The following is an 11973-nucleotide window of genomic DNA, read 5'->3' on the forward strand; positions in this document are numbered from 1 at the left end:
AAAGAGGGGAGACGCTTTACTTTTGGGATGCCTTCGCGGGCAGCGCCCCTTCTTTGTCCAGCAGGTAGCGTTTCATGGATACCCCGGTTCCGGAAAAGCCCACCAGGTCCCCGCGTGCGCCCACCACACGATGGCATGGCACCACAAGTGGCCACGGATTCAGGGCCATGGCCCGGCCGATGGAGCGCGCTGCTCCGGGTTTGCCGCAGATGGCAGCCAGTTCGCCATAGCTGACTGTGCGCCCCCATTGTACTTCGCGATGCAAGGTTTCCAGCGCCAGCCTGGAAAAAGGCGTCAAGGGCTCCATGTCCAGGGGCAGTTGGGGCCAGACCACATGTTCCCCGGCTACGTAAGCATCAAGGGCTTTTTGCATGGCATCGGCGAAACCGGAACTGCATAGCCCCTTGTCAACGCCTTGTTCCCCTGGCTCAAAGGGGTCGTCTTGCCAGCGCAACAGGATGCGTTTGAGCTTGGGGCCGCTCCAAAAGAGCGTCACACGCAAGGGCGCTGCGACCAGGGTTTCCGCAAACACATTCTGCATGGTGTTCTCCTGTTGCCGGTGGCCATATAGCGTTTCGAAGAATGCTGTGAATCCGAAGCCCGCCCTGTGGCTTTACGAGGGGCGCAAAGACTGTGGCAGTTCTTCCGCCTGATCGAACCAGGAAGGAGGGGCGTCCGGTGCATCACACATCTTTCCCTGCCAAGTGGTATTGTTGTGCATGAAGTTGTGGATTTCCGCCAGCAAAATACGCTTGTCCGCTGCCCATTCCGGCGCCAGAAGTTCGCCTGGGGCAGGATCGCCGGTCAGCCGTTGCACAACCATATCACTGCGCATGGTGGCAAGGGCCATACCAAGCTGCCGGACGTAAACGGATCGCTCGATGGGAGTGTATTTGCCCGCCCGCCACAAGGCGGCCAGGGAGCTGCCTTCACAGACGTACACGTTGTGGAATTTCACGCCATGCACAGGAAGGGCGTTGACGAGTTGCACAGAACCTTGTAGCCCCTCTTCTTCTTCCTGGGGGAGGCCTGCCATGAGGTGGGCGCATACGCGCAGTCCGTGGTTGGCGGCTGCCCTGCAGGCCCGGCTGAAACAGTCGCTGTCATGGCCTCTGTTTATGGCCTTGAGAACAGCATCGTCAGCGGATTGCAGGCCCAGTTCCAGCCAGACTTCCTCCACCGGAAAAGAGGCGAGCAGGGCTAATTTTTCATCGTCGAGGCAGTCGGGTCTTGTGCCCACGGCAATGCCCGCCATTTCCCCATTATTTATAAGCGGATGTAATTCTTCAAGTACCTCGCGTAGTTTGGAGAGGGGTCCGTGGGTATTGGAAAAAGATTGCAGATAGGCTATGAAGCGTGGATTCTTGTGCCTGCGAAGGTAGATTTCCTGCCAGTGGCCCCATTGGCCAGCCAAATCCAGGCCCTGGGCGCCGAGGCCGGAGCCCGAGCCTCTGGCATTGCAAAAAAGGCAACCTTGACGTGAAATGGTGCCGTCACGATTCGGGCAAGAAAAATTTGCGTCCAGCGGAATTTTTTGTACGCGACAGCCAAAGCGCTGGCGCATGTATGCAGCCAGCGAATAATAGGGCTTGACGCCGCCGTGACGAGTTGAAGTGCTGTGCATAAGAACGTAAATGGGGGTCCGGTTTCAAGCGCAGGACCTTGACACCGGAAGCAGTTTTCTTCAAGTCCAAACAAAAGATTGCATAACTCACGAGCGCAAAGCGAGGCAAGCAAGAGCATATGTCCAGGGTAACGGATTTCGTATTAGGCCTTTTCTCCAATGACTTGGCCATAGATCTTGGCACGGCGAACACCTGCGTTTACGTAAAAGGGCAGGGCATTGTTCTGCGCGAGCCCTCTGTCGTGGCTGTGAAGCAGGATTCCCGCGGCTCCAACAAGGTGCTTGCTGTAGGTAATGAGGCCAAACGGATGCTCGGACGTACTCCGGGCAACATCGTGGCCATTCGCCCTATGAAGGATGGCGTTATCGCTGATTTCGAAATCACCGAGGCCATGCTGCGGCATTTTATTTCCAAGGTGCACAACTCCCGGCGGCTGGTGCGCCCTCGGATCATCATCTGCGTGCCCACGGGTATCACCCAGGTGGAAAAACGCGCGGTCAAGGAATCGGCGCAGAGCGCCGGCGCGCGGGAAGTTTACCTCATCGAGGAACCCATGGCGGCGGCCATCGGCGCCAACCTCCCCATCCAGGACCCCACCTCGAACATGGTTGTGGACATCGGCGGCGGCACCACAGAAGTCGCCGTCATCTCGCTTTCCGGCGTGGTCTACTCCAAATCCGTTCGTGTCGGTGGAGACAAGATGGACGAAGCCATCATGACGCACGTGAAGCGCAAATATAATATGCTCATCGGCGAAAGTACGGCTGAAGAGATCAAGGTCAAGATCGGCTCCGCCTACCCTCTGCCAGAAGAGGAAGAGATGGAAGTCAAAGGTCGTGACCTTGTTTCGGGCATTCCCCAGAACATTCCCATCACCTCCGAGGAGATCCGCAAAGCGCTTTCCGAGCGTGTGGACGCAATCGTCCAGGCTGTACGCGTGGCCCTGGAGCAGACCCCCCCGGAGCTGGCTGCGGACATCGTGGACCGCGGTATTGTGCTTACGGGCGGCGGTGCGCTGCTCAGAGGACTGGACAACCTGCTCCGCGAAGAGACTTCGCTCCCCATCACCGTGGTGGAGGACCCACTCTCCACTGTTGTGCTTGGATCGGGCAAGGCTCTTGATTCGTTGGATATCCTTAAGGAGGTAACCATCGATTAAGCTCCTGTCCCGTAAGTTTGTCCTGATCCTTTTCCTTGCGCTCTTCAGCTATTTGAGCCTGTATACCTGGAACGTCCGCACCGGGTACCTCGATACCCTGGCTACGTATTCAGGGCTCGAGTTTGTCGGGTGGACGCTTTTGCCTGGAAAATGGCTGGCGACCAAGGCAGGGGATTTCAAGGACCACTATCTTTACCTGGCGGACGTGCAGAAGGAAAACGATGCACTGCACGAGCGACTGCAAACAATGGCCTCGGCCCTGGCAAAGAGCAAGGAAGAGGCTGCTGAAGTCAAGCGGTTGCGTTCGCTGATGGATTTCAACCCCCCAGAACTGTGGCGCACAGTAGGGGGGCGGGTCGTGTCTTATCGAATGGGCCCCCATGCCGCACTGGAAACCCTTGTGGTGGACAAAGGCTTTGAAGCCGGCGTGATGGTCAATACGCCGGCCGTCACGCATGAAGGCGTGGTGGGTAAAACCCTGCGCGTAAGTCCCTTTTTCTCCACCGTGCTGCTGGTCTCTGACCTCAACTCCAGGGTCGCCGTCCTGGGCCAGACAAACCGCTCACAAGGCTTACTGGCAGGGCGCGGGGCAGGAGAACTGCTGCAGGTGCTTTACGTGCCCCTCAACGCGCCCCTGGAGGAAGGAGAAATCCTTGTTACCTCCGGGCTTGATGATATTTTCCCCAAAGGTTTGCCCGTCGCCAGGGTCACAAAGGTCCAGCGCTCGGACATCAGTCTTTTTTTGGACGTGTGGGCCGAGTTGCTCATCGACTTCAAAAGTCTTGAAGAGGTCATGCTGCTCGAGCGTGAACATCATACCAGCGGCTCCAGCGGCAGCCTCTATGAACTCCGTTGAGGTTTGCAACTATCCGGGCAGTTTTTTGGAGCGCGCTTGACAGAAGCAGGGGTATCGACCACACAGGGCATAGACGGCCAAACCGCTGCAGCGTTTTTGCGAGCAGTTTTTTTCTTCCCTTTAAGCCAGTCCCGACGCATCCATGAATCTGTATAATTTTCTCTGGTGGACCATTTTTATCATCTGCGGCATTTGGGCCCAGTACTTCGTCCGAGGCGTGGATTTCCTCATGATCGGGCTCGTGCTCAGCCTGCAGGAAGGGCGCCCTGCGCAGACCGCATGGCTTTTGGCCATTTTTGTCCTGATTCAGGAGGGCATCGGTTCCCTCTCTTTCGGCTCCAGCCTGCTGTGGTACGCCATGCTCGTTGTGCTCTACAGTCTGGGGCGCTGGCTTTTCCAGGCCAAGAACATGATTTTCATGGTCCTCATGGGCGCCTGCATGGGGGTGTGGCATTATCTACTCATCTTCATCATGAGCTCACTGCAGGACGCTGTAGTTTCTCATGACAGACTGTTCTTCGAGAGCGTTTTGCAGGCCCTTCTCTTCCCCATAGGGTGGGCCGTGGCCAACGCTTTGCGCTCGCGGAGGGAGAGCGATGCCCTATCTGTATGACAGTGAACCGCAAGGGGCGCCCAGGTCCGGCCTGTTCCTGTTGCAAGGGCTTGTTCTGCTGGTGTTCCTTATCTTCTCCCTGCGCTTTTGGTATCTGCAGGTGCACAAGGGGGAGGAGTTCAGCCGCCTGGCCCGAGAGAACCAGTTGCGGCGAGAGCTGGTCTATGCACCGCGCGGCGCCATTAAGGACCGCAACGGCAAGCTGCTGGCCCTGAACCAGCCCGGTTACGCCCTGACCCTGGTGCGCGAGGATTGCACCGACATTGAGGAAACCCTCGAACAGGTCAGCCGCTGGACCGGCATCGGGTTCGAGGCGCTGCAACAGCGATTCGAACAGGGGCGCAAACAGGTCAAATCCTTCGAGCCCCTGACCCTGGTGCCGGATATCTCCTTTGACCTGGTTTCCCGTATCGAGGCCAATACCGTCTATTGGCCTGGTTTGGAGATAAGCATACGCCCACGCAGGGATTATCCCAGTGGCCCCATTGTCTCCAACATACTTGGATACCTTCTCGAGGCGGACAAGGCAGACCTGCAGCAGGATAAGACACTGCGCCCTGGTGATATGGTTGGCAAGCAGGGGGTGGAAAAGGTTTTTGAAAGCAAGCTGCGTGGTGAAAAAGGGCTGCGGCAGCTGGAAGTTGACGCCACGGGCCGCGATCTTTCCAGCGCCATTTTGCGCCAGCCCATGGCCGGCGAGGATATCACCCTCAGTATCGATGTGGACCTTCAGGAATTTATTATCAATGAATTCGAGGGGAAAGCCGGCGCCGCCGTGGTTCTGGACCCGGATACTGGGCAGGTCCTGGCGCTGGTGTCGTCGCCCACTTACGACAACAATATCTTTACCCAGGATTCCTTTGGCGAGCACTGGTCTTCGTTGAACAAGCATCCCAGGCAACCGTTGCTGAACCGCGCCATCCAAAGCACTTATCCACCGGGGTCGGTCTGGAAGCTGGTCGTGGCGGCAAACGCCCTGAGTGAGGGATTCATTACACCCAAAAAGACGTTTTTCTGCTCAGGGGCCTATCAGCTGGGGCGCATGTCCTTCCGCTGCTGGAAGAAATCCGGCCACGGCGCTGTGAACCTCGTGCGCTCGCTGGTGGAGTCATGCGACGTTTATTACTACCAGGTGGGCGAAAAAATGGGCGTGGACCGCATGAGCAAGTATGCTTTTGCATGCGGTTTCGGCAAACCGACCGGGATTGACCTGCCCAACGAGAGCGGCGGACTGGTGCCGACCAGGGAGTGGAAGCGCAAGCGCTTCAACGAACCGTGGCAAGGTGGTGAAAATTTGAACATGTCCATCGGGCAGGGGTTCACCTTAGTGCAGCCGCTGCAGGTTGCGCGCTTTATCGCTGCCCTTGTAAATGGCGGCAGGGTGCTCAAACCAAACCTGCTGCAAAGCGACAGACCCATTGTTCAATCCACGTTGCCGCTTAATGACAGTTACCGCGAAGCGATTCTCGGCGCCATGGTGGAGACTGTGGAGCACGGGCACGGCACGGCGCGGCGCATAGCGCGGCACGATGTGCAACTGGGCGCCAAAACAGGAACAGCCCAGGTGGTCAGCATTGGCAAGATACGCAAAAAAGAATTTGAAATGCCCTACCAGCACCGGGACCATGCCTGGATGGCATCGTGGGGCAAAGCTGACGGGAAAAGCTATGTTGTCGTCGTCATGGTGGAACACGGCGGACACGGCGGTACGGCTGGCGGCCCTATTGTAAAAGCGATCTACGAGCACCTTTTCGGTCCGGAAGCTTCCCTGGAAGGCGAGCAACCTGTTGCCGGCGGCACAAACATCGTAAGGGATGCGCCAGCCCCTGCAGCGCCGCCAGAAGAAGCCCAGGACGCCATGGAAGAGCCCGGCGTACCCCCGCCTCCCCAGGTGACGCGCCCCGGAGCAGATCCTCTGCCAATGATAGAATTTGGCGTACCGGAGTAATAGATGGCCCTAGACAGAAGACTTTTTACCTATCTCAATTGGCCCCTTTTGGGCCTTACCGTTGTCCTTTTTGGTCTGGGCATACTGAATCTGTATTCCGCAAGCGGTTTTCGTCAGGAAGAGGGGCTGCTGGTGGACCCCTACTACAGCAAACAGCTTATCTGGGGCGGCGTAGGGCTGGCTGGAATGCTGATTTTTACCTTGGTGGATTATAAAAGGCTGAAAGGAATGGCCTGGCCGCTGTTCATCATTTCCGTGTTGCTGCTGCTTGCCGTTCCTTTTTGGGGCAAGACGATCATGGGCGCCAAGCGTTGGCTCTCATTGGGATTTTTCAATCTGCAGCCCAGTGAATTCGCCAAGATCACGGTGCTTTTTCTGGGGGCCAGGGTGCTTTCCATGCGTACGGGAAGGCTGGACTGGGGCGGTCTTTTTTTTGTTCTGGGCATTGGGCTGGCGCCTGCAATGCTGATCATAACCCAACCTGACCTGGGTTCAGGGCTGAACCTGCTCTTGCTATTAGGCGGCATCATCTTGTACAGAGGACTCACGCCGCGAGTGCTTAAGGTGCTCGCAGTGGTTTTCCCCATGCTCATACCGCTGGGCTGGTTTATGCTGAAAGGGTACCAGAAGCAGCGGATACTGACGTTTTTGAACCCTGGGAGCGATCCCATGGGCGCTGGGTATCACATCATCCAGTCGCAGATAGCCATTGGTTCAGGGGAATTATGGGGCAAGGGGTTTCTGGCAGGAACCCAGAGTCAGCTACGGTTTTTGCCGGAAAAGCATACGGACTTTGCAGTGGCAGTTTTTGGAGAAGAATGGGGGTTTATCGGCAGCATAATGCTGCTGACCCTGTTCTGTTTGTTTTTGCAGAGCATCTTCTCCACGGCGCGAGACGCCCGTGATAGATTTGGCAGTTTTTTGGCAGCAGGCGTCTTTTTTTATTTTTTCTGGCAGATTTTGATCAACATGGGCATGGTTCTCGGTCTCATGCCTGTCGTGGGAATACCGCTGCCGTTCATCAGCTACGGCGGTAGCGCCACCGTGGTGAACTTCTGTCTCGTCGGCCTGGTGCTCAACGTTTCTATGCGACGGTACGTGTTCAAGACGTCTTGAGCAGTCGCTCGCGGCCGGCATCCGTAAACCAGCATAAGGAGTACGAAGACATGGCCAAAGACGAAATTAACGCCTTTCTAGGTGCCGGCACCAATTATCAGGGCAAGCTGAATTTCGATGGCTCTGTCCGCATCGACGGTACCTTTACTGGTGAGATTCAGTCGGAAGGAACTCTCATCGTTGGCAAGGACGCCAAGGTTCAAGGACAGATTTGGGTCGGCCAGTTGATTCTCTCCGGACATCTTGAGGGCGAGATCGAGGCGGCCGTGAAGGTGGTGCTGCATAAGACGGCGAATCTGGTCGGCAGTATGAGCACCCCGACGTTGGTCATCGAGGAGGGCGCAGTGCTCGAAGGGCAGGTGAGCATGAGCAAATCTCAGGTGGCTGGAAAGGGCGACAAAAAGGCAGGCAAGAGGCTCGACTTTTCTGCGACTGATAAGGGCAAAAACGCAGGCACCAACGACTTCGCCCCTGACGAGGCAAAGAAAAGCGAAACCATCGGAAGCTCCTAAAATAGGGCTTAAATAGCAGTTCGGCAGGCTGTCAGCAGGAAAAAACACTTTGACAGCTTGGTGAAAATTGGCTATTTGCGCCTTGATTTTGAGCTAAAATTCACAACCTCTCATGGGGGAAGGCATGATCAACCTTGATATCACCATGCTGGTGCAGTTCATCAACTTCGTCGTCACCCTCGTCGTGCTTAACATTTTGCTGGTGCGGCCGATTCGCGGAATCATCAAGAAGCGTGCAGGTGTGATGGACAACCTTCTGACCGAAGCTGAAACCTTCACCCAGTCTGCCGAGGAAAAGCTGAAGAATTACGAGGCTGCTCTGGATGAAGCTCGCAAGGCTGGCACTGCTGAGCGGCTGCGCTTCAAAGACGAAGGGCAGGAAGAGGAAAAGAAGGTCGTTGGCGCAGCCACCAAGGAAGCGCAGGATACTCTGGCTGCAGCGAGGGGCGAAATCAAGTCCCAGTCCGAAGCGGCCATGTCCACGCTGAAGTCGCAAGTGGACACGCTGGCAGAAAAGGCAGTCGCCAAAGTCTTGGCGTAATCAAACGGCAGGTCGGCAAGGAGGTAAGGTGCTTTGAAAGGGCTCAAGGTAGCAGGTTACACACTTTTTCTGATCCTCATAACCGTCGCTGTGGCCATTGCGGCCGAGCACGGTGCCGAGGGCGCGGAACACCACGGCAACGACTGGATGAATTTCTTCTGGCGTGTGGTGAACTTCGTCGCATTCTTGGCCATCATCTGGTTTGCGGCAGGCAAGAAGATCATCGGATTCTTCAGCTCCCGCCGCTACAACATCGAAACAGAGCTGGACGAGCTTTCCAAGCGTAAGGAAGAGGCCGAAGGCAAGTTGGCCGACGTTGAGCGCAACATCGCCAACGTGCAGTCCGAGCGTGAAAAGATCATCGAAGAGTTCAAGGCGCAGGGTGAGGCGCTGAAAGCTACGATCATCGAGAAAGCCGAAAAGCAGGCCGAGCAGATCAAACGCCAGGCAGAGCTGACTGCTGAGCAGGAAGCCAAGTACGCCATGGAAAGTATGCGCAAGGAATTGGCTGAGCTGATTACCCAGGCCGCGGAGCAGGCGCTGGAAAAGAAGCTCACCAAGGAAGAGCACGAGAAGCTGATTGATAAATATTTAACAAAGGTGGTGTTCAATTGACCGGGAACATTGTAGCCAGACGATACGCCAAGGCGCTGTTCTCCATCGGCCAGGAAAAAGGTGCCGATGCGCTGGACGCCTATGGCAAGGACCTGTCCGGGTTGGCGGAAATTTTGGACCAGGCCCCCGAGCTTCTGCGTATCTTCCGTAATCCGATCATCTCGGTGGACGAGAAGAAGCAAGTTTTGGAGAAGCTCTTTGCCAAGCTGAAGCCCAGCGATGTGGTCAAGAACTTCTGCCTGCTCCTGGCTGACAAGGAACGCTTGAGTGCGCTTCCTGACATCATCGCCGTGTACAGTGAGCTGCTTGATATCGAGCAGGGTGTCGTGCGCGGTGAGCTGGTGACAGCCATCAAACTCGATAGTAAGAAGCAAACCGCCGTTAAAAAGGAATTGGAAAAGAAATCAGGCAAGAAACTCGTGCTTGATTTCGAGGCTGACAAGTCCATTCTCGGCGGAGTCGTTCTCAAGGTTGGGGACATGATCATGGATGCAAGCCTCCGCGCACAGCTTGGCATGCTGCAAGAAAACATAAAGAGGGGTGAATAGGGCCATGCAGATCAAAGCCGAAGAGATCAGCCAGATTATCGAGGATCAAATTCAAAACTACGAGCAGCGGGTCGAGATGAGTGAGACCGGCACCGTCTTGTACGTCGGTGACGGTATCGCCCGCGTTTATGGCGTTCAGAACGCCATGGCCATGGAACTTCTTGAGTTCCCCGGCGGCCTGATGGGCATGGTGCTCAACCTCGAAGAGGACAACGTTGGTGTTGCGCTGCTCGGCGAAGACACCGAAATCAAGGAAGGCGACCCGGTCAAGCGTACCGGCAAGATCTTCTCCGTGCCGGTTGGCGAAGCTGTTACCGGCCGCGTTATCAACCCCCTGGGTGAGCCCATTGACGGTTTGGGCCCCATCGATGCTCAAGAAGTTCGCCCCGTTGAGCTTAAGGCTCCCGGTATCGTTCAGCGTAAGTCGGTCCATCAGCCCTGCTACACCGGTCTGAAGGCTGTCGACGCTATGACGCCCATCGGTCGCGGTCAGCGCGAGCTGATCATTGGTGACCGTCAGGTTGGTAAGACCGCCATCGGCGTTGACGCCATCCTGGCTCAGAAGAACACCGATGTGTTCTGCTTCTACGTCGCCATCGGCCAGAAGAAGGCCAACGTCGCCCTGGTTGCCGACACGCTGAAGAAGTACGGCGCCATGGAATACACCACCATCATCTCGGCTACTGCTTCCGAGCCTGCACCGCTGCAGTTCATCTCTGCTTACTCCGGTTGCACCATGGCTGAGTTCTACCGCGACAGCGGCCGCCACGCTCTGATCATCTACGATGACCTTTCCAAGCAGGCTGTTGCTTATCGCCAGATGTCTCTCTTGCTGCGTCGCCCTCCGGGACGTGAAGCTTTCCCCGGTGACGTTTTCTACCTTCACTCCCGCCTGCTGGAGCGCGCTGCCAAGCTGGACGACTCCCGCGGCGCCGGTTCGATGACGGCTCTGCCCATCATTGAAACCCAGGCTGGTGACGTTTCGGCCTACATCCCGACGAACGTTATCTCCATCACTGACGGCCAGGTTTACCTCGAGCCCTCGCTGTTCAACGCTGGTGTGCGTCCGGCCATTAACGTTGGTCTGTCCGTCTCCCGCGTTGGTGGCGCTGCGCAGATCAAGGCCATGAAGCAGGTTGCTGGTACCATGCGTCTGGACCTGGCTCAGTACCGCGAACTGGCCGCTTTCGCCCAGTTTGGTTCTGACCTTGATAAGGCTACCCAGGCCAAGCTGAATCGCGGCGCCCGCCTAGTTGAGCTGCTCAAGCAGCCTCAGTACCGCCCCATGGAAGTACAGGAGCAGATTGCTTCCATGTACGCTGCTACCCGCGGCTTCATGGACGATGTTCCGGTTGATTCCGTCCGCAAGTTCGAAACCGAGCTTCTGGAATTCATGCACAATTCCAAGGCTGACGTTTTCGAAGCGATCAAGGAAAAGCAAGTTCTTGATGATGAGGTAGAAGGAAAGCTGAAGGCAGCGATCGAGGAGTTCAAGAAAGGCTTCCAGGCCTAGACTGCCAGGAGGATAGCCAACAATGCCCTCGTTGAAAGACGTACAAAGCAAAATCGTAGGCGTCAAAAAGACGAAGCAGATAACCAAGGCCATGAACATGGTGGCCTCGGCCAAGCTTCGCGGCGCCCAGTCCCGCATCGAGCGCTTTCGCCCTTATGCGGACAAGTTCTACGAGATGCTCGGAGAACTGGCCGGCAAGGCGGACGAAGCGGCGCATCCGCTTCTGACTGTGCGCGATGAAATCAAGACCGTAGGCGTGCTGCTGATCACTTCCGATCGCGGTTTGTGCGGCAGCTTCAACGCCAACATGATAAAGGCGGCCAGGGCACTGGCCAATGACAAGGCTGCAGCCGGTAAGACAGTTAAGTTTTACTGTGTCGGTAAAAAAGGCCGTGACTGGGCCCGCAAGAGCGACTTTGAAGTCGTCAAGGAATACGCGGATCAGATGAATTCCTTTGATTTCACTCTCGCCAACACGCTGGGCATGGAAATGATCAATGCCTACATGGAAGGCGAGCTTGACGAAGTCGTTTTGGTCTTCGGCGAGTTCGTAAGCATGGCCAAACAAGAGCCCATCACCCGCACCATCCTGCCGCTGTCGCACCAGGATGCTGCTGCAGAAGGTGAAGAGGGCGCAGTCGATAGCGGTGGTGAATACATCTACGAACCGGACGTGGAAGGCCTGCTGGCCGAATTGCTGCCCCGGTTCATCAAGGTGCAGATCTACCGCGGCCTGCTGGACACATCTGCAAGCGAACACGCAGCTCGTATGAGCGCAATGGACAATGCCACGAAGGCCTGCGACGACATGATCGATTCGCTGACCTTGGTCTACAACAAAACTCGTCAGGCAGCCATCACGAAAGAACTGATGGATATTGTCGGCGGCGCTGAAGCGCTTAAAGGTTAAGAGGAAGGGAGCGTAAG

At 56.4% G+C, this 11973-nt stretch carries 13 protein-coding genes; 11 read left to right on the top strand and 2 right to left on the bottom strand.

The features are described 5' to 3' along the window. Positions 1-16: 16 nt before the first annotated feature. A complete protein-coding gene (locus ACZ5EH_RS09870) occupies positions 17-541 on the bottom strand; it encodes a methylated-DNA--[protein]-cysteine S-methyltransferase (protein WP_464277956.1) in 525 nt (174 codons plus the stop codon). A 72-nt stretch (positions 542-613) separates the two neighbouring features. Further along, positions 614-1624, bottom strand: coding sequence for a tRNA modification radical SAM protein MnmL/YtqA (mnmL, locus tag ACZ5EH_RS09875; protein WP_464277957.1), 1011 nt, complete (start codon positions 1622-1624; stop codon positions 614-616). A 119-nt stretch (positions 1625-1743) separates the two neighbouring features. Between mnmL and ACZ5EH_RS09880 the strand changes: the two genes are divergently transcribed. The 11 genes from ACZ5EH_RS09880 (at position 1744) to ACZ5EH_RS09930 (ending at position 11956) form a co-directional block, all read left to right on the top strand. Beyond that, a complete protein-coding gene (locus tag ACZ5EH_RS09880; RefSeq protein ID WP_464277958.1) occupies positions 1744-2784 on the top strand; it encodes a rod shape-determining protein in 1041 nt (346 codons plus the stop codon). 52 nt (positions 2785-2836) lie between these two features. Then, complete coding sequence (gene mreC / locus ACZ5EH_RS09885; protein ID WP_464277959.1) at positions 2837-3640, top strand: rod shape-determining protein MreC; 804 nt, start codon at positions 2837-2839, stop codon at positions 3638-3640. A 142-nt stretch (positions 3641-3782) separates the two neighbouring features. Next, a complete protein-coding gene (locus ACZ5EH_RS09890) occupies positions 3783-4253 on the top strand; it encodes a hypothetical protein (RefSeq protein ID WP_464277960.1) in 471 nt (156 codons plus the stop codon). Next, positions 4237-6201 carry a penicillin-binding protein 2 gene (gene mrdA / locus ACZ5EH_RS09895; RefSeq protein WP_464277961.1) on the top strand — a complete coding sequence of 655 codons (1965 nt, stop codon included), beginning with the start codon at positions 4237-4239 and terminating at the stop codon, positions 6199-6201. The genes ACZ5EH_RS09890 and mrdA overlap by 17 nt, the downstream gene beginning before the upstream one ends. A 3-nt stretch (positions 6202-6204) precedes the next feature. Further along, positions 6205-7317, top strand: coding sequence for a rod shape-determining protein RodA (gene rodA / locus ACZ5EH_RS09900; RefSeq protein ID WP_464277962.1), 1113 nt, complete (start codon positions 6205-6207; stop codon positions 7315-7317). Between the two features lie 50 nt (positions 7318-7367). Further along, positions 7368-7829, top strand: a complete 462-nt coding sequence (locus ACZ5EH_RS09905; RefSeq protein ID WP_464277963.1) for a bactofilin family protein — start codon at positions 7368-7370, stop codon at positions 7827-7829. A gap of 124 nt (positions 7830-7953) precedes the next feature. Beyond that, the gene (locus ACZ5EH_RS09910; protein WP_464277964.1) at positions 7954-8370 is read left to right on the top strand and encodes an ATP synthase F0 subunit B; all 417 of its coding nucleotides are present in this window, start codon (positions 7954-7956) and stop codon (positions 8368-8370) included. A 33-nt stretch (positions 8371-8403) separates the two neighbouring features. Then, complete coding sequence (locus ACZ5EH_RS09915) at positions 8404-8985, top strand: F0F1 ATP synthase subunit B family protein (RefSeq protein ID WP_464277965.1); 582 nt, start codon at positions 8404-8406, stop codon at positions 8983-8985. Then, complete coding sequence (gene atpH / locus ACZ5EH_RS09920) at positions 8982-9533, top strand: ATP synthase F1 subunit delta (RefSeq protein ID WP_464277966.1); 552 nt, start codon at positions 8982-8984, stop codon at positions 9531-9533. The genes ACZ5EH_RS09915 and atpH overlap by 4 nt, the downstream gene beginning before the upstream one ends. Positions 9534-9537: 4 nt before the next feature. After that, positions 9538-11046 (top strand): F0F1 ATP synthase subunit alpha, encoded by a 1509-nt coding sequence (gene atpA / locus ACZ5EH_RS09925; RefSeq protein ID WP_464278290.1) that lies wholly within the window; start codon positions 9538-9540, stop codon positions 11044-11046. Positions 11047-11068: 22 nt separating this feature from the next. Then, positions 11069-11956 carry a F0F1 ATP synthase subunit gamma gene (locus ACZ5EH_RS09930; protein ID WP_464277967.1) on the top strand — a complete coding sequence of 296 codons (888 nt, stop codon included), beginning with the start codon at positions 11069-11071 and terminating at the stop codon, positions 11954-11956. Positions 11957-11973: the final 17 nt, after the last annotated feature.

The organism is Desulfovibrio biadhensis (assembly GCF_055388615.1).

Bases quoted from the DNA above. Each gene is read 5' to 3' on its own strand.
- rodA (WP_464277962.1), top strand. From the start codon at position 6,205: ATGGCCCTAGACAGAAGACTTTTTACCTATCTCAATTGGCCCCTTTTG.
- ACZ5EH_RS09910 (WP_464277964.1), top strand. From the start codon at position 7,954: ATGATCAACCTTGATATCACCATGCTGGTGCAGTTCATCAACTTCGTC.
- ACZ5EH_RS09890 (WP_464277960.1), top strand. From the start codon at position 3,783: ATGAATCTGTATAATTTTCTCTGGTGGACCATTTTTATCATCTGCGGC.
- ACZ5EH_RS09930 (WP_464277967.1), top strand. From the start codon at position 11,069: ATGCCCTCGTTGAAAGACGTACAAAGCAAAATCGTAGGCGTCAAAAAG.
- ACZ5EH_RS09905 (WP_464277963.1), top strand. From the start codon at position 7,368: ATGGCCAAAGACGAAATTAACGCCTTTCTAGGTGCCGGCACCAATTAT.
- mnmL (WP_464277957.1), bottom strand. From the start codon at position 1,624: ATGCACAGCACTTCAACTCGTCACGGCGGCGTCAAGCCCTATTATTCG.
- mrdA (WP_464277961.1), top strand. From the start codon at position 4,237: ATGCCCTATCTGTATGACAGTGAACCGCAAGGGGCGCCCAGGTCCGGC.
- ACZ5EH_RS09870 (WP_464277956.1), bottom strand. From the start codon at position 541: ATGCAGAATGTGTTTGCGGAAACCCTGGTCGCAGCGCCCTTGCGTGTG.
- atpA (WP_464278290.1), top strand. From the start codon at position 9,538: ATGCAGATCAAAGCCGAAGAGATCAGCCAGATTATCGAGGATCAAATT.
- ACZ5EH_RS09880 (WP_464277958.1), top strand. From the start codon at position 1,744: ATGTCCAGGGTAACGGATTTCGTATTAGGCCTTTTCTCCAATGACTTG.